Here is a 25,200-nt window from a genome sequence, read left to right on the forward strand (position 1 = left end):
CGGGCAGATGGCACGCAGGAAGCCCGGACTAATAAGATGGCATTGAAATCCCCCGCGTTTCGTAGAAAGTTTCCGTTGCTGGTCACCGGCGGTTTGCTGGCCCTGCAACCTCTGGCCACGTCGTACGTCGTGGCAGCCGAACAGTTCGACTGCCAAGTGTCCGCCTCCGGCGGTTGGGACTGCAAGCCCAAGACTCCAGTCAACAACCTGCCGCCGCGTCCGGTGCACGAGGGTGCTGCCCTCAGTTCCGGCACCGAGGCCCAGGCGGCCGAGGCCGAAACCGCGGACAAACCGATGCTGGTCACCGAGGCCAAGGGCCGTGGCCTGAAGTCGCGCAGCGAAGACTACAGCCACCTGGACTGGGTCCCCCGTGACAAGCTCACCGCAGCCCAGCTGGCCGAAACCGGCCCGTACTGCGGTGGCGCGTACATCGAGCCGACCCGCCCAGGCATGGCCGACACCACGCCCAAGGACGAATCGCCGACCTACATCAATGCCAAGGTTTCCAAGTACCAGCAGGAGCAGCAGATCGCTACCCTCGCCGGTAACGTGGTCATGCGCCAAGGCAGCATGCAGGCCGAGGCCGACGAGGCCAACCTCTACCAGACCGAAAACCGTGGCGAGCTCAAGGGCAACGTCAAGATCCGTGACAACGGCTCGCTGGTAGTGGGTGACGAGGCGCAGATCCAGCTCGACACGGGTGAAGCCCAGGTCGACAACGCCGAATACGTGATGCACAAGTCGCACATTCGCGGCAACGCCCTGTACGCCAAACGTGGCGAAAACGCCATCATCCGTCTGAAAGACGGTACGTACACCACCTGCGAACCGGGCAGCAACGCCTGGCAGCTGAAGGGCAACAACATCACCCTTAACCCGGCGACCGGCTTCGGTACTGCGACCAACGTCACCCTGCGGGTCAAGGATTTCCCGGTGTTCTACACACCGTACATCTACTTCCCGATCGACGACCGTCGCCAGTCCGGCTTCCTGCCGCCGTCGTTCAGCAGCAGCAGCGACACCGGCTTCATGCTGGTCACGCCGTACTACTTCAACCTGGCGCCCAACTATGACGCCACGTTGTACCCGCGCTACATGACCAAGCGCGGCCTGCTGATGGAAGGTGAGTTCCGTTACCTGACCCCATCCAGCGAAGGCCAGTTCGGCGGCGCGTACTTGAACGACAAGGACGACGACCGTAAAGACCAGACTGACTACAAAGATCAGCGCTGGATGGTCAACTGGCAGCACAAGGGCGGGCTGGACGAGCGTCTGATGACCGAGGTGGACTACACCGACATCAGCGACCCGTTCTACTTCCAGGACCTGGAGTCCGACCAGATCGGCGTCGAAAGCCGTGACCTGCTCAACCAGCAGGGTGCCCTGACCTACCGTGGCGACAGCTATACCGCACGGTTGAACGTGCATGCCTACGAGATGGCGACCATCTCGCAGATCACGCCGTATGACCGTCTGCCGCAGATCACCCTCAATGGCGCACTGCCGTTCCAGCCGGGTGGTTTGAATTTTGGGTATGAGACTGAAGCGGTTCGCTTTGATCGTGACCTGAAAAACGACTTCGTACTCGACAAAGATGGCAACCCGGACGCAAGTGCCGGCGTTCCTGGCCGTCGACTGGACGAGAACATCTTCGGTGTTGCCCGCGCCAACGGCACGCGACTGAACGTTGCCCCGTCCATGAGCTTGCCTATGCAAGCCAGCTACGGCTACATCACGCCGAAGCTGAAGTACATGTACACCCACTATGACCTCGATCTGGATGGCAAGGGCAAGAGCGACATCGCCAACAACCCAGCCTCGGTCGCGCTCAACGGCGACTTCAACAGCAGCCTGAACCGCGACGTTCCGATTTTCAGCGTCGACAGCGGCCTGTACTTCGATCGCAACACGTCGATGTTCGGTACCAACTACCGCCAGACCCTCGAACCGCGCATGTTCTACCTCTACGTCCCTTACGAGGACCAGAAGGACATCCCGCTGTTCGACTCGGGCGAAACCCTGTTCAGCTACGACTCGCTGTTCCGCGACAACCGCTTCAGCGGTACCGACCGCATCGGCGACGAGAACAAGCTGTCGCTGGGCGTGACCACGCGCTGGATCGAAGACAACGGCTTCGAGCGTCAGAGCTTCAGCATCGGTCAGGCGCTGTACTTCAAGGACCGCAAGGTCCAACTGCCAGGCATCGACTACCGCACCCGTAAAGACTCGCAGTCTGACGTGTCGCCGTACGCACTGCTGTACAGCTACAACTTCAACCGCGACTGGCGCTTCAACTCGGACTTCAACTGGGACCCGGACAGCCGCAGCACCCGCTCGGGCAGCGCGATGTTCCACTACCAGCCTGAAGACAATCCGAACAAGATCGTCAACCTCGGCTACCGCTACCGCAACGACACCATTGCCTACGACTCGACCACGGGTACCTGGAAAGTGGGTGGCGGCGACTACGGCACGCCTGGTGATCCGAACTACATCAAGGATTACTACAAGATCCAACAGCATGACTTCTCGGTCATCTGGCCGATCGTTCCACAGTGGAGCGTGATCGCTCGCTGGCAGCATGACTACAACCGCAACCGCACCCTGGAAGCCATGGGCGGTTTCGAATACGACAACTGCTGCTGGAAGCTGCGCCTGGTCAACCGTTACTGGATCGACTACGACGACTTCAGCCAGGCACTCCCGCAGAACGAAAAAGGCGACCACGGTATCTTCCTGCAGATCGTGCTGAAAGGCCTCGGTGGTGTAGTAGGCAACAAGGTCGAATCTTTCCTCGACGAAGGCATTCAAGGTTACCGTACACGTGAAGACCAAGCTTATTGATCGTCTGCGCCCAGTGTTGCTGGGCGCTGCATTGCTGAGTGGCGCGGTGCATGCCGCGGTACAACCCCTGGACAAAGTGGTGGCCATCGTCGACAACGACGTGGTCATGCAGAGCCAACTGGACCAGCGCGTCCACGAAGTTCAGCAAACCATCGCCAAGCGTGGCGCCGGCGTGCCACCGACCAGCGCCCTGGAACAGCAGGTGCTCGAGCGCCTGATCGTCGAGAACCTGCAACTGCAGATCGGCGAGCGCTCCGGTATCCGCATCACCGATGAGGAGCTGAACCAGGCCATTGGCACCATTGCCCAGCGCAACGGCATGTCGCTGGACCAGTTCCGCGCAGCCCTCGCCCATGATGGTCTGTCGTTCGACGACGCGCGCGAGCAGGTCAAGCGCGAAATGATCATCAGCCGCGTGCGCCAGCGCCGTGTGGCCGAGCGCATTCAGGTTTCCGAGCAGGAAGTGAAAAACTACCTGAACTCGGACCTGGGCAAGATGCAGCTCTCGGAAGAGTACCGCCTGGCCAACATCCTCATCCCGACCCCGGAAGCCGCCAATTCGGACGACATCCAGAAAGCGGCGCGCAAGGTCGGTGAGCTCTACCAGCAACTGCGCCAGGGCGCGGACTTCGGCCAGGTGGCGATTGCCAACTCGGCCAGCGAAAACGCCCTTGAGGGTGGTGAAATGGGCTGGCGTAAAGCCGGCCAGTTGCCACCTGACTTCGCCAAGATGCTCAGCAACATGTCGGTCGGCGACATCACCCAGCCAATCCGCATCCCCAACGGCTTCATCCTGCTCAAGCTCGAGGAGAAGCGTGGTGGCGGCGAGAACGTGCTGCGTGACGAAGTGCATGTCCGCCACATCCTGATCAAGCCGAGCGAAATCCGTAGCGAAGCGGCCACCAAGCAGCTGGCCGAGCGCCTGTACGACCGTATCCAGAACGGCGAAGACTTCGGCGAGCTGGCGAAGAGCTTCTCGGAAGACCCGGGCTCCGCACTCAACGGCGGCGACCTCAACTGGGTCGACCCGAACAGCCTGGTACCGGAGTTCCGTGAGCAGATGGCCACCGCCCAGCAAGGTGTGGTAACCAAACCGTTCAAGACCCAGTACGGCTGGCACGTCCTGGAAGTGCTGGGCCGCCGCGCCACCGACAGCACCGAGCAGGCACGCGAGCAGCAGGCCATGAATGTGCTGCGCAACCGCAAGTACGACGAAGAGCTGCAGACCTGGCTGCGCCAGATCCGCGACGAAGCCTACGTTGAAATCAAGCTGCCTGGCGCCGACCAGGCCGCCCAGTGAAGCCCCTGCGCTTCGCCGTCACCCCCGGCGAGCCAGCTGGCATAGGTCCTGACCTGTGCTTGCTGCTCGCCGCAGACGCCCAGCCCCACCCCCTGATCGCCATCACCAGCCGTGACCTGCTCGCCGAGCGGGCCACGCAGCTGGGGCTGGCCGTCAACCTGCTGCCGGTAGCGCCGGGGCACTGGCCCGCCCAGCCCGCGCCTGCGGGCAGCCTGTATGTGTGGGATACGCCCTTGGCCACCGCCGTGACGGCAGGGCAACTGGACAAGGCCAATGCTGGCTTCGTATTGGAAACCCTGACCCGCGCCGGCAACGGCTGCCTCGACGGGCATTTCGCCGGGATGATCACCGCCCCGGTGCACAAGGGTGTGATCAACGAAAGCGGCATTGCCTTCTCCGGGCATACCGAGTTTCTGGCCGAGCTGACCCACACCGCGCAGGTAGTGATGATGCTGGCGACCCGTGGCCTGCGCGTGGCCCTGGTGACCACGCACTTGCCACTGCGCGACATTGCCGACGCCATCACGGCCGAACGCGTCGAACGTGTCACCCGCATCCTGCATGCCGACATGCGCGACAAGTTCGGCATTGCCAACCCTCGCATCCTGGTGTGCGGCCTCAACCCGCACGCCGGAGAAGGCGGCCATCTGGGCCGCGAAGAAATCGACATCATCGAACCGACACTGGCCCGCCTGCGTGCCGAAGGCATGGACCTGCGCGGACCGCTGCCGGCCGATACCCTGTTTACCCCCAAATATCTGGAGCACTGCGACGCAGTGCTGGCGATGTACCACGACCAAGGCCTGCCTGTACTCAAGTACAAAGGTTTCGGCGCCGCAGTCAATGTGACCTTGGGCCTGCCGATCATCCGCACGTCGGTCGACCACGGCACCGCCCTGGACCTGGCCGGCACCGGCAAGGTCGACACCGGCAGCCTGCGAGTCGCGCTGGAAACCGCCTACCAGATGGCCGAGAACCGACCATGAACGAGCAATACCAACACCGGGCGCGCAAGCGCTTCGGCCAGAACTTCCTGCACGACGCCGGCATCATCGACCGCATCCTGCGCGCCATCAACGCCAAGGCAGGTGAACACCTGCTGGAAATCGGCCCGGGCCAGGGCGCCCTCACCGAGGGCCTGCTGGGCAGCGGCGCGCAATTGGACGTGGTGGAGCTGGACAAGGACCTGGTGCCGATCCTGCAGCACAAGTTTGCCGGGCGCGATAACTTCCGCCTGCATCAGGGCGACGCCCTGAAGTTCGACTTCAACCAGCTGGGTGTGCCACCGCGCAGCCTCAAGGTGGTCGGCAACCTGCCCTACAACATCTCCACCCCGCTGATCTTCCACCTCCTCAGCCATGCCGGCCTGATCCGCGACATGCACTTCATGCTGCAGAAGGAAGTGGTCGAGCGCATGGCCGCAGGCCCAGGTGGCGGTGATTGGGGCCGCCTGTCGATCATGGTGCAGTACCACTGCCGGGTCGAACACCTGTTCAACGTTGGCCCTGGCGCGTTCAACCCACCGCCGAAGGTGGACTCGGCCATCGTGCGCCTGGTGCCACATGAAGTGCTGCCGTTCCCGGCCAAGGACCACCTGCTGCTGGAGCGTGTCGTTCGCGAAGCCTTCAACCAGCGCCGCAAGACACTGCGCAACACCCTTAAAGGCCTGCTCGACAGCCAGGCGATCGAAGCCGCTGGCGTAGATGGCAGCCTGCGGCCTGAACAGCTGGACCTGGCCGCCTTCGTGCGCCTGGCTGACCAGTTGGCCGATCAGCAAGCCTGATTAGCGCCTTTTACGGCCTCTTCGCGGTCCAACTTGGCCGCGAAGAGGCCGGCACTGCCACCCCACCCCGCCTGCACATACCTGCCCGCGACCACACCGCTGGCCCTCCCCCCCGCCAATGGCCTAGACTGCATTATTGCGTCAGTTCGCCCAAGGCCTTTGCATGTCCGATCCCCGTTACAAGATCGACGTCAGCGTCGTGACCCGTTACCTCAAAGAACAATCCGACCCCGAAAACAGTCGTTTCGCTTTCGCCTACACCATCACCGTGCAAAACAACGGTTCTGTCACAGCCAAGTTGCTGTCCCGGCACTGGCTGATCACCAACGGCGACGGTGAAGTCGAAGAAGTGCGCGGCGCCGGCGTGGTCGGCCAGCAACCTAACATCGACCCGGGCCAGAGCCACACCTACAGCAGTGGCGCGGTCATCAGCACCCGCGTGGGCACCATGCAGGGCAGCTACCAGATGTTCGCCGAAGACGGTAAACGCTTCGACGCCGAGATTGCGCCCTTCCGCCTGGCGGTACCCGGAGCCCTGCACTGATGGCAACGTACGCCGTCGGTGACCTGCAAGGCTGCCTGCAACCGCTCAAGTGCCTGCTCGAACGTGTTCGCTTCAACCCCGCCGTCGACCGCCTGTGGCTGGTCGGCGACCTGGTCAATCGTGGCCCCGAATCGCTCGAGACCCTGCGTTTCCTCTACTCAATCCGCCAGTCGCTGGTCTGCGTGCTGGGCAACCATGACCTGCACCTGCTGGCCGCCTGGCACAACGTCGAACGCCTGAAAAAAAGCGACACCCTGCGCGAAATCATCGAAGCGCCGGATGCCGACCTGCTGTTCGACTGGCTGCGCCGGCAAAAACTGCTGCACTACGACGAGCCCCGCGGCATTGCCATGGTGCATGCCGGCATACCGCCACAATGGACCCTGGGCAGAGCCCTGGAGCTCGCCGCCGAAGTCGAGGAAGCACTGCGCGACGACGGCCGGCTCAAGCTTTACCTCGACGGCATGTACGGCAACGAGCCTAACAAGTGGAGCAAGAACCTCACCGGCATCGAGCGCCTGCGGGTGATCACCAACTACCTCACGCGCATGCGCTTCTGCACGCCCGAGGGCAAGCTCGACCTCAAGAGCAAGGAAGGCCTGGGCACCGCCCCCAAAGGCTACAAGCCCTGGTATGCGCACAAGGACCGCCGTTCACGCCACGTGAAGATCATCTTCGGCCATTGGGCCGCCCTTGAAGGGCGCGTCGACGAGCCCGGCATCATCGCCCTGGACACCGGTTGCGTGTGGGGCGGTGCCATGACCCTCTACAACGTCGACAGCGGTGAATACCATCGCTGCGACTGTTCCGACGACGGCACCGTACGCCCGCCGGCACAACCCACTAGAATCAACGATCAGCCCTGAAGGAAACCGTAGCCATGAGCGAATTCAAACGCATCCCTCCCGAGCAGGCTCTGGCCCTGCGCGCGCAAGGTGCGGTAGTGGTCGACATTCGCGACCCACAAGCCTTTGCCGCCGGCCACATCAGCGGCGCCACCCACCTGGACAACCATTCGGTCGCCGATTTCATCCGCAATGCCGACCTCGATGCACCGACCCTGGTGGTCTGCTACCACGGCAATTCCAGCCAGAGCGCTGCCGCCTACCTGGCGGGCCAGGGCTTTTCAGAGGTGTACAGCGTCGATGGCGGCTTTGAGCTGTGGCGCGCCACCTACCCGGCCGAGACCGCCCAAGGCGCTGCCGAATAATTTTTTCATTTTTACTGCAGCCCGCGCCCCATGCGGGCTCGCGGCTCACCTGACGAACGGTCGCGAGCAACTTCTCGGCCTCACGCCCTTGACCTTGCGTATTACCAACTATCCTTAAGCCCAGGCCATCCAAAAAAGGGGAGAGCCGGTACACCGGCGTGCGGGTCATCGGTAGCGTTTCAAGGGTGTTCTGGGGGGTATACAGCAATCGGCGAACCCGGTTGCATGCCAGCATCAGCTGACTGATCCGGCGTCGTCTCCACGTATCGAGCGAGGTGACGTCATGAGCATTTTTAGCCACTTCCAACAACGTTTCGAGTCCACCCGCCAGGAAGAACTTTCGCTGCAGGAGTACCTCGAGCTGTGCAAGCAGGATCGCAGCGCCTACGCATCGGCGGCAGAACGGCTGTTGCTGGCCATCGGCGAACCGGAGCTTGTCGACACCTCTAACAATTCCAGGCTATCGCGGATCTTCTCCAACAAGGTGATCAGGCGCTATCCGGCCTTTGAAGACTTCCATGGCATGGAAGAATGCATCGACCAGATCGTGTCGTACTTCCGCCATGCGGCGCAGGGCCTGGAAGAGAAGAAACAGATCCTTTACCTGCTGGGCCCGGTAGGTGGCGGCAAGTCGTCGCTGGCCGAAAAGCTCAAGCAACTGATGGAAAAGGTGCCCTTCTACGCCATCAAGGGCTCACCTGTATTCGAATCGCCACTGGGCTTGTTCAACGCCACCGAAGATGGGGCCATTCTCGAGGAAGAGTTTGGGATCCCACGGCGCTACCTGAACACCATCATGTCGCCCTGGGCCACCAAGCGCCTGCAGGAGTTCGGCGGCGACATCTCCAAGTTCAAAGTGGTCAAACTCTATCCGTCGATCCTCAACCAGATCGCCATTGCCAAGACCGAACCTGGCGATGAGAACAACCAGGACATCTCTGCCCTCGTCGGCAAGGTGGACATCCGCAAGCTCGAGGAATACCCACAGAACGACGCCGACGCCTACAGCTATTCGGGTGCGCTGTGCCGGGCCAACCAGGGCCTGATGGAATTCGTCGAGATGTTCAAGGCGCCGATCAAGGTCCTGCACCCACTGCTTACGGCGACCCAGGAAGGTAACTACAACAGTACCGAAGGGCTGGGGGCGATTCCCTACACCGGTATCCTGCTGGCCCACTCCAACGAATCGGAGTGGCACACGTTCCGTAACAACAAGAACAACGAAGCCTTCATCGACCGGATCTACATCGTCAAGGTGCCCTACTGCCTGCGTGTCAGTGACGAGATCAAGATCTACGACAAACTGCTGGTCAACAGCTCGCTGGCCAAGGCCCACTGCGCGCCCGACACCCTCAAGATGCTGGCCCAGTTCACCGTGCTCTCACGCCTCAAAGAGCCAGAGAACTCCAACATCTATTCGAAGATGCGCGTCTACGATGGCGAGAACCTCAAGGACACCGATCCGAAGGCCAAGTCGATCCAGGAATACCGCGACTCGGCAGGTGTCGACGAAGGGATGAACGGCCTGTCGACCCGCTTCGCGTTCAAGATCCTCTCCAAAGTCTTCAACTTCGACCCACACGAGATCGCAGCCAACCCGGTTCACCTGTTGTACGTGCTCGAACAGCAAATCGAACAGGAACAGTTCCCGGCCGAAGTGCGCGAACGCTACCTGCGCTACCTGAAGGAATACCTGGCGCCGCGCTACATCGAGTTCATCGGCAAAGAAATCCAGACCGCTTACCTGGAGTCCTACAGCGAATACGGCCAGAACATCTTCGACCGCTATGTGCTGTACGCCGACTTCTGGATTCAGGACCAGGAATACCGCGACCCGGAAACCGGCGAGATCCTCAACCGCATTGCCCTCAACGAAGAGCTGGAAAAGATCGAGAAGCCCGCTGGCATCAGCAACCCGAAAGACTTCCGCAACGAGATCGTCAACTTCGTACTGCGCGCACGCGCCAACAACAATGGCAAGAACCCGAGCTGGCTCAGCTATGAAAAGCTGCGGGTGGTGATCGAGAAGAAAATGTTCTCCAACACCGAAGACTTGCTGCCGGTCATCAGCTTCAATGCCAAGGCCAGCAAGGAAGACCAGAAGAAACACAACGACTTCGTCACCCGGATGGTGGAGCGTGGCTACACCGACAAGCAGGTTCGTCTGCTGTCGGAATGGTACCTGCGGGTCAGGAAATCGCAATAAAGCGGCAAGCTACACACCGCACGCCCAAGGCTGCAGTGCCAGCCTCGGGCGGCGGCAGCTGCTTTTACGTGCAGCTCGTAGCTTGAAGCGTGCAGCTGTTCCCAGCTACCGGAGGGACCATGAGCTACGTAATCGACCGACGCCTGAACGGCAAGAACAAAAGCACGGTCAACCGCCAGCGTTTTCTGCGGCGCTACCGTGACCACATCAAGAAGGCCGTCGAAGAGGCCGTGAGCCGCCGCTCCATCATGGACATGGAGCATGGCGAGCAAATCAGCATTCCGGGACGGGATATCGATGAACCGGTGTTGCACCACGGTCGTGGCGGCAAGCAGACTATCGTGCACCCTGGCAACAAGGAATTCACTGCCGGCGAACACATCCCCAGGCCTCAGGGGGGCGGTGGTGGCGGTGGCCGCGGCAAAGCCGGCAACTCCGGCGAGGGCATGGACGAATTCGTCTTCCAGATCACCCAGGAAGAGTTTCTCGAGTTCATGTTCGAAGACCTCGAACTGCCCAACCTGGTCAAACGTCACCTAACCGGTGCCGACACCTTCAAGACCGTACGCGCCGGTATCGCCAACGAAGGCAACCCGTCGCGCATCAACATCGTGCGCACCTTGCGTTCGGCCCATGCCCGGCGTATCGCCCTGACCGGCAGCAGCCGCGCCTTGTTGCGCGAAGCGCAGAAAGAACTCGACCGCCTGAAGGTCGAGGAACCCGACAATTTCACGGATATCCAGGAAGTCGAGCAAGAGATCGAACGCCTCAAGGCGCGCATCAACCGCCTGCCCTTCCTCGATACCTTCGACTTGAAGTACAACCTGCTGGTCAAGCAGCCCAACCCCAGTTCAAAAGCGGTGATGTTCTGCCTGATGGACGTGTCCGGCTCCATGACCCAGGCCACCAAAGACATCGCCAAGCGCTTTTTCATCCTGTTGTACCTGTTCCTCAAGCGCAATTACGACCGTATCGAAGTGGTCTTCATCCGCCACCACACCAGCGCGCGGGAAGTGGACGAAGAAGAGTTTTTCTATTCGCGGGAAACCGGCGGCACCATCGTCTCCAGCGCACTCAAGCTGATGCAGGAAATCATGGCCGAGCGCTACCCGGCCAGCGATTGGAACATTTACGCCGCGCAAGCCTCTGACGGTGACAACTGGAACGACGACTCGCCGATCTGCCGCGAGATCCTCTCCAAGCAGATCATGCCGCACGTGCAGTACTACACTTACGTTGAGATCACTCCCCGTGAACATCAGGCGCTGTGGTACGAGTACGAGCGAATCGGCGAGGGCTTCCCCGACACGTTCGCCCAGCAGCAGTTGGTATCGGCCGGCGACATCTACCCGGTCTTCCGTGAACTCTTCCAGCGCAGGTTAGCCACATGACCGCCAGAGCTCAGAAACGCCAACCCATTTCCACCGGGTCCGAGTGGACGTTCGACCTGATCCAGACTTACGACCGGGAAATCAGCCGTCTGGCCGAGCGTTACGCCCTGGACACCTACCCCAATCAGATCGAAGTGATCACCGCCGAGCAGATGATGGATGCCTACGCCTCGGTCGGCATGCCGCTGGGCTACCACCACTGGTCCTATGGCAAACAGTTCCTCAGCACCGAAAAATCCTACAGTCGGGGCCAGATGGGCTTGGCCTACGAGATCGTGATCAACTCCGATCCGTGCATCGCCTACCTGATGGAAGAAAACACCATGTGCATGCAGGCGCTGGTGATTGCTCACGCCTGCTACGGCCATAACAGCTTCTTCAAAGGCAATTACCTGTTCCGCACCTGGACCGATGCCAGTTCGATCATCGACTACCTGGTGTTCGCCAAGCAGTACATCGCCCAATGTGAAGAGCGCCACGGCATCGATGCGGTCGAAGACCTCATCGACTCCTGCCACGCCCTGATGAACTACGGCGTCGACCGTTACAAGCGCCCCTACCCCATTTCCGCCGCAGAGGAACGGCGCCGGCAAAAAGAGCGTGAAGAGCACCTGCAGCGGCAAATCAACGACCTGTGGCGCACCATTCCCAAGGGCGCAGAAAAAGGCGGCGACCGCGATGATGCGCGCTTCCCCGCCGAACCTCAGGAAAACATCCTCTATTTCATCGAAAAACACGCCCCGCTGCTCGAGCCCTGGCAGCGTGAAGTGGTGCGCATCGTGCGCAAGATCGCCCAGTACTTCTACCCGCAGCGCCAAACCCAGGTCATGAACGAAGGGTGGGCTACCTTCTGGCACTACACCCTGATGAACGACCTGTACGACGAAGGCCTGGTCACCGACGGCTTCATCATGGAGTTCCTGCAATCGCACACCAGCGTGGTGTTCCAGCCAGGCTTTGACAGCCCGTATTACAACGGCATCAACCCCTATGCGCTGGGCTTCGCGATGTACACCGACATCCGCCGGATCTGCGAAAACCCTACCGAGGAGGATCGCCACTGGTTCCCCGACATTGCCGGCAGTGACTGGCTATCGACCATCAAGTTCGCCATGAGCAGCTTCAAGGACGAGAGCTTCATCCTGCAGTACCTGTCGCCCAAGGTGATCCGCGACCTCAAGCTGTTCAGCATTCTGGACGACGACCAGCGCGATGACCTGCTGGTGCCCGCCATCCATGATGAGACCGGTTATCGGGTCATCCGCGAGCAACTGGCGGCGCAATACAACCTGGGCAACCGCGAACCGAACGTGCAGATCTGGAGCATCGACCGGCGCGGCGACCGCTCGCTGACCCTGCGCCACCAACAGCACAACCGCAAACCCCTGGGCGACTCGACCGAGGAAGTGCTCAAGCACCTGCATCGCCTGTGGGGCTTCGACATCCACCTGGAGACCGTTCAGGGCGACCAGGTCATGAAGACCCACCACATGCCACCCCGCGGCGAGCACAGCGAAAGCGCCGACTATGGCCGCATGGACCTGGCCGTCATCCACCACCTCTAGCACCGCTGCCCCTGCATGACTGCCAACAGGTTATCCTGTGGGCAGTTATGGAGGCTGTACATGCACATCTACAAAGTCGGCGGCGCCGTGCGCGACCGCTTGCTCGGGCGCCCCGTCAGCGATATCGATTGGCTGGTGGTTGGCGCGACCGTCGAACAGATGCAAGCCCTGGGCTATCGCCCAGTGGGCGCTGATTTTCCGGTTTTCATCCACCCCAAAAGCGGTGAGGAATATGCCCTGGCGCGCACCGAGCGCAAGAGCGGGCGGGGGTACGGCGGGTTTACCTTCCATGCAAGCCCCGACGTCACCCTCGAAGAAGACCTGATCCGCCGCGACCTGACCATCAATGCGATGGCGGAGGATGATGCGGGCACGCTGTACGACCCCTACCACGGCAAAGAAGATCTCGACAGGCGCCTGTTACGCCACGTTTCCCCGGCATTCGCTGAAGACCCGCTGCGGGTACTGCGGGTTGCCCGCTTTGCCGCACGCTACGCCCCCCTCGGTTTCAAGGTCGCTGACGAGACGCTGGCGCTGATGCGCCAGATCAGCGCCTCCGGCGAGCTGCAAGCGCTCACCGCTGAGCGCAGCTGGAAAGAGATCGAGCGCGCGCTGATGGAGCCGCAACCCCAGGTGTTCTTCGAGGTCTTGCACGCGTGCGACGCCTTGCAGGAGTTGCTGCCTGAGCTCATCGACAGCCATCACGCACTGGCAGGCCTGGAGCAGGCTGCGCTGCACGGTCAACCGCTGCACGTGCGCTGGGCTTGCCTGCTGCGCGAGCTGCAGCCGGCAGTGATCAAGGCGGTCAGCCAGCGCTTCAAGGCACCGCGCGAGTGCCAGGAGCTGGCCATGCTGGTGGGTGAGTGCCTGACACACTGCAACCAGGCCTTTGAGCTGGATCCTGAGGCATTGCTGGGGCTGTTGCAGAAGTTCGATGTGTACCGCCGGCCACAGCGTTTTGACGATTTCCTCAGCGCCTGCCAGATGGATGCGCGTGCGCGTCAGGGCGAGCGGGCTTATCCACAGGCTGATTACCTAAGGGGCGCAGCGGCGGCGGCGAGGGCGGTGGATGTGAAGCCGCTGGTGCAGGCTGGGCTGACCGGGCAGGCGTTGGGGGAGGCACTCAAAGGTGAGCGGTTGAAGGCGCTTGTTGCCTACAAAGGTGGTGCAGAAGGCTGATTTATCGATTGCCTGAGCCGGCCCTTTCGCGGGTAAACCCGCTCCCACAGGAATATCACTGGTCTCTAGACCTGTGCGGTCCCTGTGGGAGCGGGTTTACCCGCGAAGAGGCCCGCTCAGGCAACAAAAGAGTTCGGATCAGGCAGGCGTCAGTTGCAACCCGCGCCACTCAAAGGCAACCGGCGCCAACACCTGATCGATCCGCGCCTCCTGCCACACCTGCGCCATCGGCTTGCCCACCCCCGGGTGCACCAACTCTGGCGCCAGCAGCGACAATGGCCACAGCACAAACGCGTTTTTCAAAATCTCGGCCCGCGGCAGCACCAACCCATCGAACGTGCCATGCAGGTCGTCATACAGCAGCACGTCGATATCCAGCGGCAGCCCTTTACGCTCTGGCGCGTAACGGCCGTTGTCGGCTTCGATGAACTTGAGGCGGCGGTCCAGCTCCATCAACGGCAAATCGGTCTTGCCGGTCACCACGAAGTTGATGAACGGCCCACTCTTGATCCCGACCGCCTGGCTTTCGAACGCTGGCGAACAGCGCATGTCGGTAAGAATGCCCGCCAAGGCATCGAGCCCGGCACACAAGTGCGCATGCCGGTCGATATTACTGCCCAAGCCCAGGTAAACCGTGTTCAGAGACATCCGCGCTCGATCTCCACGCCAACACCGCCACGGGCAGCCGGAACCGCGCCTGGCTTGGTCAGCTTCAACCGCACCCACGGAATCTGGAATTCTTCCATCAGCACCGCGACCAGGCGCTCGGCGAAGGTTTCTACCAACTCGAAGCGTGCCTGTTCGGAAAATGCCTGGATACGCGCCGAAACACTGGCGTAGTCCAGCGCCAGGCTGAGATCGTCGCCGGCCGCCGCCGGGCGGTTGTCCCAGGCAAAAATCAGGTCCAGGCGCAAGCACTGGCGAATATCCCGCTCCCAGTCATAGGCACCGATGACGGTATCGACTTCCAGGCCTTCGATGAACACTCTGTCCAAGCACTTCTCTCCACAGCACGACAAGGGCGACTGGCGCCGTTAGAATCAGGGCGTCCTCGCCCGGAATAGTTAGCATGTTTTGGTTATTGGCGCTGCTCGCCTACCTGCTCGGCTCGCTGTCCTTCGCCATTGTCCTGAGCCGCCTTTTCGGCAGCCCGGACCCCCGTGCCAGCGGTTCAGGCAATGCCGGGGCCACCAACATGCTTCGCCTGGCAGGCCGCAAGCTGGCGATCCTGACCCTGCTTGGCGACCTGTGCAAGGGCTTGTTGCCCGTATTGCTTGCCCGCGCTGCCGGCCTCGACCTGCAGGAGCAGGCCTGGGTTGGCGTGTGCGCGGTGCTGGGCCACCTGTTCCCGCTGTACTTTCGCTTCCAGGGCGGCAAGGGCGTGGCAACGGCGGCCGGCATGCTCATGGGCCTGTACTTCCCGGCGGCATTGCTGGCCATCGCTGCTTGGTTGCTGACCTTCTACCTCACACGTACCAGCTCACTGGCGGCGCTTATTGCCACGCCGCTGACCTTGCCCCTGCTCGCCTGGCGCGAACCCGAGGCATTGCTGCCAATCAGCGTGCTCACGCTGATGATCGTCTGGGGCCACCGCAACAACCTACGCGACCTGTTCGCCGGGCGTGAACGCCACTTCTGACAACTTTCAGACCGGCGGCAACTGCTCCATCGGCCAGCGGGCCTGCACGCTGATCGCCAGGTCCTGCTGCTGCCCGGCCAACAGGCGCTGGCAGCCGGCATAGGCGATCATCGCGCCGTTGTCGGTGCAGAACTGCGGGCGCGCGTAATACACGTTGCCCTTCATGCCACCCAGCATTTCCTCTAGCGAGGCACGCAACGCCTTGTTGGCGCTGACACCACCGGCAATCACCAGCCGCTTCAGGCCCGTCTGCTTCAGGGCCCGCTTGCACTTGATGGTCAAAGTCTCCACCACCGCCTGCTGGAATGCCAGCGACACGTCGCAACGGGTTTGCTCACCGTCGTCGCCAGCATCACGGCACTGCTGCCAGGTATTCAGGGCGAAGGTCTTGAGGCCACTGAAGCTGAATTCCAGCCCCGGGCGATCGGTCATCGGCCGCGGGAAAACAAAACGCCCTGGCACGCCCTGCTCGGCCAGCCGGGCGATTTCCGGGCCGCCGGGGTAGTTCAGGCCGATCAGCTTTGCGGTCTTGTCGAACGCCTCACCGGCTGCGTCGTCCAGGCTTTCGCCCAACAGCTCGTACTGGCCGATGCCATCGACCCTGACCAACTGGGTATGGCCACCCGACACCAACAAAGCGACGAACGGAAACTCGGGCGGGTTTTCTTCCAGCATGGGCGCCAGAAGATGGCCTTCCATGTGGTGCACACCAATGGCCGGGATGTCCCAGGCAAACGCCAGGGCCTGGGCGCAGGACGCGCCGACCAGCAGTGCGCCGACCAGCCCAGGACCCGCGGTGTAGGCGATGGCATCGATCTCGGTGGCGACGCAGCCAGCCTCGTCCAATACCTGGCGAATCAACGGCAGCATGCGCTTGACGTGATCGCGTGAGGCAAGCTCCGGCACAACACCGCCGAACACGCGGTGCAGGTCGATCTGGCTGAACAGCGCGTCGGCCAACAAACCGCGTTCGCTGTCATATAATGCGACGCCAGTTTCGTCGCAGGATGTTTCCAATCCCAGTACTAGCATGGGCTCGTCCCTTGTGGGGGCTGAATTCGAAGCCGCGCATGATAGTCGCCGTGTCGGGTGCCGACCAGCGGTTTTCGATCAGAGGCTTTGCATTCCGGCCAGCTAAGGGTTAACATCCGCAACCCTTGAAAACCGACGTTCTCCAGCACACCTTTGTTTTGCCAGGAGCACGTCTACCCCGGTAATGAATTAAGGTAGCCCTGGATGCCAGCCGTCAAAGTTAAAGAGAACGAACCCTTCGACGTAGCTCTGCGTCGTTTCAAGCGCTCCTGCGAAAAAGCCGGTGTACTGGCTGAAGTTCGTAGCCGCGAGTTTTACGAGAAGCCGACCGCCGAGCGTAAGCGTAAAGCAGCTGCTGCTGTTAAGCGCCACGCCAAGAAAGTTCAGCGCGAACAGCGCCGCGCCGTTCGTCTGTACTAATACAGACGTTCTACGCAAAGCTTCTGCCCTGCCCGGCTCACCGCCGGGCCGATGGCAGCGGTTGCTTCACAACTGCTTCAAACTTGGGCAGCTAGCTCAAGGCCTTTTATGCACTCGCGTCATGCGAACTGCATGGGGGCAACCTGCCTGAAACGTCAGAGCTGGTCATTGACCAGATCGTGCACGTCCTGTCTGACGAGCCTTAATTGGCTGGCGACGAGCACATACTTCCCTCGCACTTCCCCTTGCAGCATTCGCCCCAACCGGCGCGTGAGCGATTAGACTTGCCAGTTGCCAGATGACGAGACTGCCATGGCCGGGCTGATTCCCCAGAGTTTCATTGACGACCTTATCAACCGCCTCGACATTGTCGACGTGGTGAGTTCGCGCGTCCAGCTGAAAAAAACCGGCAAAAACTACTCGGCCTGCTGCCCGTTCCACAAGGAAAAGACCCCGTCCTTCACGGTCAGCCCCGACAAGCAGTTCTATTACTGCTTCGGTTGCGGCGCCGGTGGCAACGCCCTCGGCTTTGTCATGGACCACGACAACCTGGACTTCCCCCAGGCCGTCGAGGAACTGGCCCGCGCCGCTGGCATGGAAGTACCCCGCGAGGAAGGCCGTCGCGCACAAAAGCCGCGCCAGCCAACCGATTCACCGCTGTATCCGCTACTGGATGCCGCCACCGAATTCTACCGCCAGGCCCTGCGCAACCACCCCACCCGCAAAGCGGCGGTGGACTACCTCAAAGGCCGCGGCCTGTCTGGGGAGATTGCCCGGGACTTCGGCCTGGGCTTCGCGCCACCCGGCTGGGACAACCTGCTCAAGCACCTGGGTGCCGACACCCTGCAGCAAAAGGTCATGATCGATGCCGGCCTGCTGATCGAGAACGCCGAAACCGGCAAACGCTATGACCGCTTCCGCGACCGCGTGATGTTCCCGATCCGCGACAGCCGTGGCCGCGTGATCGCCTTCGGCGGCCGCGTACTGGGTGACGACAAACCCAAGTACCTCAACTCCCCGGAAACCCCGGTTTTTCATAAAGGCCAGGAGCTCTACGGGCTTTACGAGGCGCGCAAGCACAACCGCAACCTCGACGAAATCATCGTCGTCGAAGGCTACATGGACGTCATCGCACTGGCCCAGCAGGGCCTGCGCAACGCTGTCGCCACCCTCGGCACCGCCACCAGCGAAGAGCACCTCAAGCGCCTGTTCCGCGTGGTGCCCAGCGTGCTGTTCTGTTTCGACGGCGACCAGGCCGGGCGCAAGGCGGCCTGGCGCGCGCTGGAGTCCGCCCTGTCGGCCCTGCAGGACGGCCGCCGCGCACGCTTTCTGTTCCTGCCCGAAGGCGAAGACCCGGACAGCCTGGTGCGCGCCGAAGGCACCGATGCCTTCATGGCACGCATCAACCAGCATGCCCAACCCCTGGCAGATTACTTTTTCGAGCAACTGAGCGCCGAAGCTGACCCGCGCTCGCTAGAAGGCAAGGCGCATTTGGCGACCCTGGCTGCACCGTTGATCGAAAAAATCCCTGGCGCCAACTTGCGTCAGTTGATGCGTAACCGCCTGAAGGAAATCACCGGCCTCGACCCTCAGCAAGTCGAGCAACTGGCCCAACAACCGGCAGCCAGTAGCAGCGTCCCGGACTACGATCCGGGCTATGACTACGACGCCATGGCCAGTTACACGCCTGACTACGGCGACATGCCGCAGCACGACTACGCGCCGGCGCAGCAAGAGCAACAATGGAAGCCGAACAAGGCGGGCGGCAAGAAGCCGTGGAGCGACAAGCCCTGGGACAAAAACCGCAAAGGCGGCAAGCCCTGGCAGCAACGCGACGAGGCCCCACCGCGCACCCCGGCCCCCGTGGAGCCCCCGACCCTGGCGGCCTTGCGCACGTTGCTGCACCACCCATTACTGGCCGGCAAGGTGGAAGATGCCAGCCACTTCGCCGACGAAGAGCACCTGTACAGCCAGTTGCTGGTGGCATTGATCGAAGCCGCTCAGAAGAATCCTGGGCTAAGCTCAATGCAGTTGATCGCACGTTGGCACGGCACCGAACAGGGCCGTTTGCTGCGGGCGCTGGCCGAGAAGGAATGGCTGATCGTAGCCGACAACCTTGAACAACAGTTTTTCGACACTATAACTAGCTTGTCCGCCCGCCAACGCGAGCGCAGCCTGGAACATCTGCTCAGGAAAGCACGTCAAAGCGAGTTGAGCAGTGAGGAAAAATCGCAGCTTCTCGCCCTGCTTAGCAGGAATGTTCCCGCACAAACGCCGACCTCATCTGGCGCGTGAGGCCCATGCTCGGGTATAATCCTCGGCTTGTTTTTTGCCCGCCAAGACCTTCAGTGGATAGGGTGTTATGTCCGGAAAAGCGCAACAGCAGTCTCGTATCAAAGAGTTGATCACCCGCGGTCGTGAGCAGGGCTACCTGACTTACGCGGAGGTCAACGACCACCTGCCTGAGGATATTTCAGATCCTGAACAGGTGGAAGACATCATCCGCATGATCAACGACATGGGGATCAACGTATTCGAGAGTGCTCCGGATGCGGATGCCCTTCTGTTGGCGGAAGCCGACACCGACGAAGCCGCGGCCGAAGAAGCCGCTGCTGCGTTGGCGGCAGTTGAAACCGATATCGGCCGCACGACCGACCCAGTGCGCATGTACATGCGTGAAATGGGTACTGTCGAGCTGCTGACCCGCGAAGGCGAGATCGAAATCGCCAAGCGTATCGAGGAAGGCATCCGTGAAGTCATGGGCGCCATCGCTCACTTCCCGGGTACTGTCGACTACATTCTCAGCGAATACGACCGCGTCACCACCGAAGGTGGCCGTTTGTCCGATGTGCTCAGCGGTTATATCGACCCTGATGACAACATCGCTGCCCCGACCGAAGAAGTGCCTGTTCCAGGTGCCAAGGTTGCGGCTGCCAAGGAAGAAACGGACGACGAAGAAGAAAGCGAAGAGAGCGACGATGAGGAAGAGGCCGAAAGTGGCCCGGACCCAGTCGTTGCCGCTCAGCGTTTCGGTGCGGTTTCCGATCAGCTTGCCGTCACCCTCAAGGTGCTGAAAAAGCATGGCCGCAGCCATGCCGAGAGCATCGGCGCCATGCAGGCGCTGGCCGATCTGTTCATGCCGATCAAGCTGGTACCCAAGCAGTTCGAGGTACTGGTAGAGCGCGTGCGTGATGCACTGAGCCGCCTGCGTCAGCAAGAACGCGCCATCATGCAACTGTGCGTCCGTGACGCTCGCATGCCGCGTGCCGACTTCCTGCGCATGTTCCCAAGCAACGAAACCGACCAGACCTGGAGCGGTGACCTGGCCAAGCGTAACACCAAGTGGGCTGCTGCCCTGGGTGAAAAAGACGCTGCCATCGTCGCCTGCCAACAGAAGCTGATCGACCTTGAGACCGAGACTGGCCTGACCGTCGCGGAGATCAAGGAAATCAACCGTCGCATGTCGATCGGTGAAGCCAAGGCCCGCCGCGCCAAGAAAGAAATGGTCGAAGCGAACCTGCGTCTGGTGATCTCCATCGCCAAGAAGTACACCAACCGTGGCCTGCAGTTCCTCGACCTGATCCAGGAAGGCAACATCGGCTTGATGAAAGCGGTGGACAAGTTCGAGTACCGTCGCGGCTACAAGTTCTCGACCTATGCCACCTGGTGGATTCGCCAGGCGATCACCCGCTCGATCGCCGACCAGGCCCGCACCATCCGTATTCCGGTGCACATGATCGAGACGATCAACAAGCTCAACCGTATTTCCCGCCAGATGCTGCAGGAAATGGGCCGTGAACCGACCCCGGAAGAGCTGGGCGAGCGCATGGAAATGCCTGAGGACAAGATCCGCAAGGTACTGAAGATCGCCAAAGAGCCGATCTCCATGGAAACCCCGATTGGTGACGACGAAGATTCGCACCTGGGCGACTTCATCGAGGACTCGACCATGCAGTCCCCGATCGATGTAGCCACGGTCGAAAGCCTCAAGGAAGCCACCCGTGACGTGCTCTCGGGCCTGACCGCCCGCGAAGCCAAAGTGCTGCGTATGCGCTTCGGCATCGACATGAACACCGACCACACCCTCGAAGAGGTAGGCAAGCAGTTTGACGTGACCCGTGAACGGATCCGTCAGATCGAAGCGAAGGCGTTGCGCAAATTGCGCCACCCGACGCGCAGCGAGCATCTGCGTTCCTTCCTCGACGAGTGATGACAAACCCCGGCCCAGGCCGGGGTTTTTCTTTTGTGGGCAAAGCGGCGACACAATGCCTGATTTCTGCCCCACATCCCCCTGAATGCCCGTCTACACTCGACGTCAGACACTCTGATAGCGAGGCCGCTATGCCCCTAATGCCGGCCATTCTGTTGCTGCTCCTTATCCTGTGGACCACAACGGCCGGCGCCCTGACCCTGACAGACGAGGAAAAAGCCTGGCTGGCTGCCCACCCGCAGTTAAGCCTGGGCGTAGACGCCTCTTGGCCACCGTTCGAGTTTCGCGACCAGGAGGGCCGGTACCAGGGATTGGCCGCCGACTACATCGACACGATCCAGGAACGCCTGGGCGTGACGCTAAAACCGGTCGAGCCCAAGAGCTGGACCGAGGTATTGGCGCAGGCGCGCAATAACCAGCTCGACCTGCTACCCGGCATCATGTCGACTCCCGAGCGCCAGGGTTACCTGGCCTTTACGCGCCCCTACCTCGACTTCCCGATTGTCATCCTGGCCCACAAAGGCGGGGCGCAACCCCGCTCATTGAAGGACCTGTACGGCCTGAAGATCGCCGTGGTCGAAAACTACGCCCCGCACGAACTGCTGCGCACCCACCACCCCGACCTCAACCTGGTGGCCATGCCCAATGTCAGCTCGGCCCTGCAGGCACTGGCCACAGACGAAGTCGACGCCGTGGTCGGCGACCTCGCTTCGAGTATTTGGAGCCTTCGCCAGCTCAAGCTCGACGGCCTCTATGTCAGTGGCGAAACGCCCTACCGCTACCAACTGGCCATGGCCGCACCACGGGACAACAAAGTCCTGGTGGGCATTCTCGACAAAGTCATGGCCGACATGAGCAGCGCCGAGATCAACCGTATTCAACAGCGCTGGGTCGGTAACGTGGTGGACCAGCGCCTGTTCTGGTCCGACATGCTGGTGTATGGCCTGCCTGCGGTGCTGTTGCTGGTGGCGGTTCTTGCCGTGGTGATCCGCATCAACCGCAGGCTCAGCTCGGAAATTTCCCGGCGCATCGCCCTCGAACAAGAGCTGCGCAGCAGCGAGTATCACTACCGCGGCCTGGTCGAGAGCCTGTCGGCCATCGCCTGGGAAGCCGACGCCAACGATTTCACCTACAACTATGTCTCGCCCCATGCCGAAGACCTGCTTGGCTACCCGTTGCATGACTGGCTCAAGCCCGGCTTCTGGCGCAGCATCCTGCACCCGGAGGACGCGCTCTGGGCCCAGGCTTATTGCGACAGTGAAACCGCAGCCGGCCGCGATCACAGCCTCGACTACCGGGTCATCCGCGCCGACGGCCAGCCCCTGTGGATTCGCAACATCGTCAGCATGATCGAGCATGGCCACCGGCCGGTGATGCGCGGGCTGATGATCGACATCAGCGAGACCAAACGCACCGAAGACGCCCTGCGCCTGTCGGAGCAGAAGTTCGCCTCGGTGTTCCAGCAGTGCCCGGACATCCTGCTGATCGCCCGCCATAGCGACGGCTGCCTGCTGGAGGTCAACGAAGCCTTCGAAGAACAGATCGGCCTCACCCCAGGTCAAGTGATCGGCCGCACCGCCACCGAGCTGAACCTGTGGGCCGTCGCCGGCACCGGGCCGCGGCTGCTCGAACGCCTGCACCAAGGCGGCATCCGCAACCTGGAAATGAGCTTCCGCCGCAGCAATGGCCAGTTGTTCACAGGCCTGACCTCGGCAGAAACATTCGAGCTCGATGGCACGCCGGCGCTGGTCGTGGCCGTGCGCGACATCAGCCAGCTCAAAGAAACCCAGGAGCAACTGCAAACCTCGGAAGAGAAGTTCGCCAAGGCATTCCACGCATCGCCCGACGGCCTGCTGCTGTCGCGCCAAAGCGACGGGCTGCTGATTGAGGTCAACGAAGGCTTCTGCCGCCTCACCGGCTACGACCTGAACCCGACCATCGACCAGACCTCCCTTGATCTGGGCATCTGGGTAGACCTCAACGAGCGCAAGCGGCTGGTCGACCAGCTCAAGCGTGATGGCTTCGTACGTGACTTCAGCTGCCACATCCGCCGCAGCGATGGGCAGATCCGCCTGTGCGAACTGTCCGCCCGGCCCCTGCCGATTGGCGGTGTCGACTGCATGCTGACCATTGCCCGCGACATCACCGAGCGCCACCTCATGCAGGAAAAACTGCAGCTGGCCGCCACCGTGTTCGAAAACACCGCCGAGGGCGTTCTGATCACCGACATCGACCAGCGCATCAGCGCGGTCAACCGCGCCTTCAGCGAAATTACCGGCTACGGCGAGATCGAGGCGCTCGGCCAAACCCCGCGCCTGCTTGCCTCCGGCCAGCACGACAGCGCCTTCTATGCCGCCATGTGGCATCAGCTGACCGACGAGGGGCACTGGCAGGGCGAGATCTACAACAAACGCAAGAATGGCGAGCTGTACCCCAGTTGGCTGACCATCAGCGCGGTGCGCAACAGCGATTACGAGATTACCCACTTCGTCGCCGTGTTCGCCGACATCTCCAGCCTTAAGCACGCCCAGGCCAAGCTGGATTACCAGGCTCACCACGACCCGCTCACCGGCCTGCCCAACCGCGCACTGTTCGAGAACCGCCTGCAGGCCGTACTCACCTGCGCCCAAGTCTCGAACCGCCAGGGCGCGGTGTTGTTCCTCGACCTCGACCGCTTCAAGCACATCAACGACAGCCTCGGCCACCCGGTCGGCGACCTGTTGCTCAAAGGCATCGCCCAGCGCCTGAAAGAACAGGTGCGCGACGTCGACACCGTGGCGCGCCTGGGCGGTGACGAGTTCATCATCCTGTTGCCCGGCCTGCACAGGCCCAGCGACGCCAACAGCATCGCCGGCAAACTGCTGGCTTGCTTCAGCGCGCCCTTCCAGGCCGGCGAGCACGAGTTTTTCACCAGCGCCAGCATCGGTATCAGCCTTTATCCACAGGACGGCAGCGACGTCTCCACACTGATCCGCAATGCCGACGCCGCCATGTACCGCTCCAAAGCCAAAGGCCGCAACCGCGTAGAAGCCTACACCCGCGACCTCACCGCCCAGGCCAGCGAGCGCATCGCCCTCGAACATGAGCTGCGCCGCGCCGTCGAACGCAACGAAATGAGCCTGTGCTTCCAGCCCAAGCTCAGCCTCAAGACCCAGAGCCTGGTCGGCGCCGAAGCGCTGATCCGCTGGAGCCACCCGACCTTTGGCGAAGTGCCGCCAGAGCACTTCATTCACCTGGCGGAAGAGAACGGCACCATTCTGCAGCTCGGTGACTGGGTGCTTGAAAAGGCGTGCCAGCAGATGCACATCTGGAAGATGCACTACGAAGACTTTGGCCCACTGTCGATCAACCTGGCCGGCGCCCAACTGCGCCACCCCCACCTGGCACGGCGCATCGAACAGTTGTTAAAGACCTACCAGCTCAAGGCCGGCGACCTGCAGTTGGAGATCACCGAGAACTTCATCATGAGCCAGGCAGAAGAAGCCCTGGCCGTGCTGCACCAGTTGAAAAAACTGGGCGTGCAGCTGGCCATCGACGACTTCGGCACGGGTTATTCGTCCCTCAGCTACCTTAAACGCTTGCCGTTGGACATCCTCAAGATCGACAAGTCGTTCATCCGCGGCCTACCTGACGACCCCCACGACGCCGCCATCGCCAGGGCGATCATCGCCCTGGGCCGCAGCATGCAGTTCACGATCATTGCCGAAGGTGTGGAGAACCAGGCCCAGCAGCGCTTCCTGGCAGCCGAGGGCTGTGAACAGATCCAAGGCTACATCGTCAGCCTGCCCTTACCCCCGGAGGAGTTCGCCGCGACGTTTCTTCGTATAGCACTATCCGATCTTTCGGATGGCACCCTTTCAAAACCCTCGTTATAATC

The 25,200-nt window shown here is 61.6% G+C and carries 19 protein-coding genes; 16 read left to right on the top strand and 3 right to left on the bottom strand.

Features of this window, described 5'->3' with window-relative positions; genetic code table 11:
• The first annotated feature begins 36 nt into the window (after positions 1-36).
• The 11 genes from QOS90_RS16700 to QOS90_RS16750 all read left to right on the top strand — a co-directional run bounded on the left by QOS90_RS16700 (position 37) and on the right by QOS90_RS16750 (position 14,022).
• Entirely contained in the window at positions 37-2,844 is a 2,808-nt protein-coding gene (locus QOS90_RS16700; RefSeq protein ID WP_027594389.1) for an LPS-assembly protein LptD, read from the top strand.
• The gene (gene surA, locus QOS90_RS16705) at positions 2,825-4,144 is read left to right on the top strand and encodes a peptidylprolyl isomerase SurA (RefSeq protein ID WP_027594388.1); all 1,320 of its coding nucleotides are present in this window, start codon (positions 2,825-2,827) and stop codon (positions 4,142-4,144) included. The genes QOS90_RS16700 and surA overlap by 20 nt, the downstream gene beginning before the upstream one ends.
• Positions 4,141-5,130, top strand: a complete 990-nt coding sequence (pdxA, locus tag QOS90_RS16710) for a 4-hydroxythreonine-4-phosphate dehydrogenase PdxA (RefSeq protein ID WP_027594387.1) — start codon at positions 4,141-4,143, stop codon at positions 5,128-5,130. The genes surA and pdxA overlap by 4 nt, the downstream gene beginning before the upstream one ends.
• On the top strand, positions 5,127-5,927 hold the full coding sequence (gene rsmA, locus QOS90_RS16715) for a 16S rRNA (adenine(1518)-N(6)/adenine(1519)-N(6))-dimethyltransferase RsmA (RefSeq protein WP_027594386.1): 801 nt from the start codon (positions 5,127-5,129) through the stop codon (positions 5,925-5,927). The genes pdxA and rsmA overlap by 4 nt, the downstream gene beginning before the upstream one ends.
• A gap of 163 nt (positions 5,928-6,090) precedes the next feature.
• Positions 6,091-6,471 carry a Co2+/Mg2+ efflux facilitator ApaG/CorD gene (apaG, locus tag QOS90_RS16720; RefSeq protein ID WP_085274072.1) on the top strand — a complete coding sequence of 127 codons (381 nt, stop codon included), beginning with the start codon at positions 6,091-6,093 and terminating at the stop codon, positions 6,469-6,471.
• Positions 6,471-7,337 (top strand): symmetrical bis(5'-nucleosyl)-tetraphosphatase, encoded by an 867-nt coding sequence (locus QOS90_RS16725; RefSeq protein ID WP_027594384.1) that lies wholly within the window; start codon positions 6,471-6,473, stop codon positions 7,335-7,337. The genes apaG and QOS90_RS16725 overlap by 1 nt, the downstream gene beginning before the upstream one ends.
• Positions 7,338-7,351: 14 nt before the next feature.
• Positions 7,352-7,681 carry a thiosulfate sulfurtransferase GlpE gene (gene glpE / locus QOS90_RS16730; RefSeq protein WP_027594383.1) on the top strand — a complete coding sequence of 110 codons (330 nt, stop codon included), beginning with the start codon at positions 7,352-7,354 and terminating at the stop codon, positions 7,679-7,681.
• 283 nt (positions 7,682-7,964) lie between these two features.
• Positions 7,965-9,887 (top strand): PrkA family serine protein kinase, encoded by a 1,923-nt coding sequence (locus QOS90_RS16735; protein WP_027594382.1) that lies wholly within the window; start codon positions 7,965-7,967, stop codon positions 9,885-9,887.
• 119 nt (positions 9,888-10,006) lie between these two features.
• Positions 10,007-11,278 carry a YeaH/YhbH family protein gene (locus QOS90_RS16740; RefSeq protein WP_027594381.1) on the top strand — a complete coding sequence of 424 codons (1,272 nt, stop codon included), beginning with the start codon at positions 10,007-10,009 and terminating at the stop codon, positions 11,276-11,278.
• Positions 11,275-12,843: a SpoVR family protein gene (locus QOS90_RS16745; RefSeq protein WP_085274071.1), complete on the top strand. Its 1,569-nt coding sequence runs from the start codon at positions 11,275-11,277 to the stop codon at positions 12,841-12,843. The genes QOS90_RS16740 and QOS90_RS16745 overlap by 4 nt, the downstream gene beginning before the upstream one ends.
• Before the next feature lie 60 nt (positions 12,844-12,903).
• Positions 12,904-14,022 (top strand): multifunctional CCA addition/repair protein, encoded by a 1,119-nt coding sequence (locus QOS90_RS16750; protein WP_085274070.1) that lies wholly within the window; start codon positions 12,904-12,906, stop codon positions 14,020-14,022.
• A gap of 138 nt (positions 14,023-14,160) precedes the next feature.
• On the opposite strand, the gene folK is transcribed toward QOS90_RS16750, so the two are convergent.
• On the bottom strand, positions 14,161-14,670 hold the full coding sequence (gene folK / locus QOS90_RS16755) for a 2-amino-4-hydroxy-6-hydroxymethyldihydropteridine diphosphokinase (RefSeq protein WP_027594378.1): 510 nt from the start codon (positions 14,668-14,670) through the stop codon (positions 14,161-14,163).
• A complete protein-coding gene (folB, locus tag QOS90_RS16760) occupies positions 14,661-15,017 on the bottom strand; it encodes a dihydroneopterin aldolase (RefSeq protein WP_027594377.1) in 357 nt (118 codons plus the stop codon). Before folB ends, folK begins: the two co-directional genes overlap by 10 nt.
• A 74-nt stretch (positions 15,018-15,091) precedes the next feature.
• On the opposite strand from folB, the gene plsY reads away from it, so the two are divergent.
• Positions 15,092-15,661 carry a glycerol-3-phosphate 1-O-acyltransferase PlsY gene (plsY, locus tag QOS90_RS16765; RefSeq protein ID WP_027594376.1) on the top strand — a complete coding sequence of 190 codons (570 nt, stop codon included), beginning with the start codon at positions 15,092-15,094 and terminating at the stop codon, positions 15,659-15,661.
• A 6-nt stretch (positions 15,662-15,667) separates the two neighbouring features.
• Here plsY and tsaD read toward each other — a convergent pair whose 3' ends face one another.
• Complete coding sequence (gene tsaD / locus QOS90_RS16770) at positions 15,668-16,693, bottom strand: tRNA (adenosine(37)-N6)-threonylcarbamoyltransferase complex transferase subunit TsaD (protein ID WP_027594375.1); 1,026 nt, start codon at positions 16,691-16,693, stop codon at positions 15,668-15,670.
• A 204-nt stretch (positions 16,694-16,897) separates the two neighbouring features.
• Here tsaD and rpsU point away from each other — a divergent pair, with 204 nt between their 5' ends.
• The 4 genes from rpsU (at position 16,898) to QOS90_RS16790 (ending at position 25,198) form a co-directional block, all read left to right on the top strand.
• Positions 16,898-17,113: a 30S ribosomal protein S21 gene (rpsU, locus tag QOS90_RS16775; RefSeq protein ID WP_003255575.1), complete on the top strand. Its 216-nt coding sequence runs from the start codon at positions 16,898-16,900 to the stop codon at positions 17,111-17,113.
• Between the two features lie 312 nt (positions 17,114-17,425).
• Entirely contained in the window at positions 17,426-19,408 is a 1,983-nt protein-coding gene (dnaG, locus tag QOS90_RS16780) for a DNA primase (protein WP_085274069.1), read from the top strand.
• Positions 19,409-19,475: 67 nt separating this feature from the next.
• On the top strand, positions 19,476-21,323 hold the full coding sequence (gene rpoD / locus QOS90_RS16785) for an RNA polymerase sigma factor RpoD (protein ID WP_085274068.1): 1,848 nt from the start codon (positions 19,476-19,478) through the stop codon (positions 21,321-21,323).
• A 131-nt stretch (positions 21,324-21,454) separates the two neighbouring features.
• Positions 21,455-25,198, top strand: a complete 3,744-nt coding sequence (locus QOS90_RS16790) for a bifunctional diguanylate cyclase/phosphodiesterase (RefSeq protein ID WP_085274067.1) — start codon at positions 21,455-21,457, stop codon at positions 25,196-25,198.
• The last annotated feature ends 2 nt before the right edge of the window (positions 25,199-25,200 follow it).

The sequence above is a fragment of the Pseudomonas sp. LAIL14HWK12:I10 genome, assembly GCF_900184205.1.
GTDB lineage: Bacteria > Pseudomonadota > Gammaproteobacteria > Pseudomonadales > Pseudomonadaceae > Aquipseudomonas > Aquipseudomonas kermanshahensis.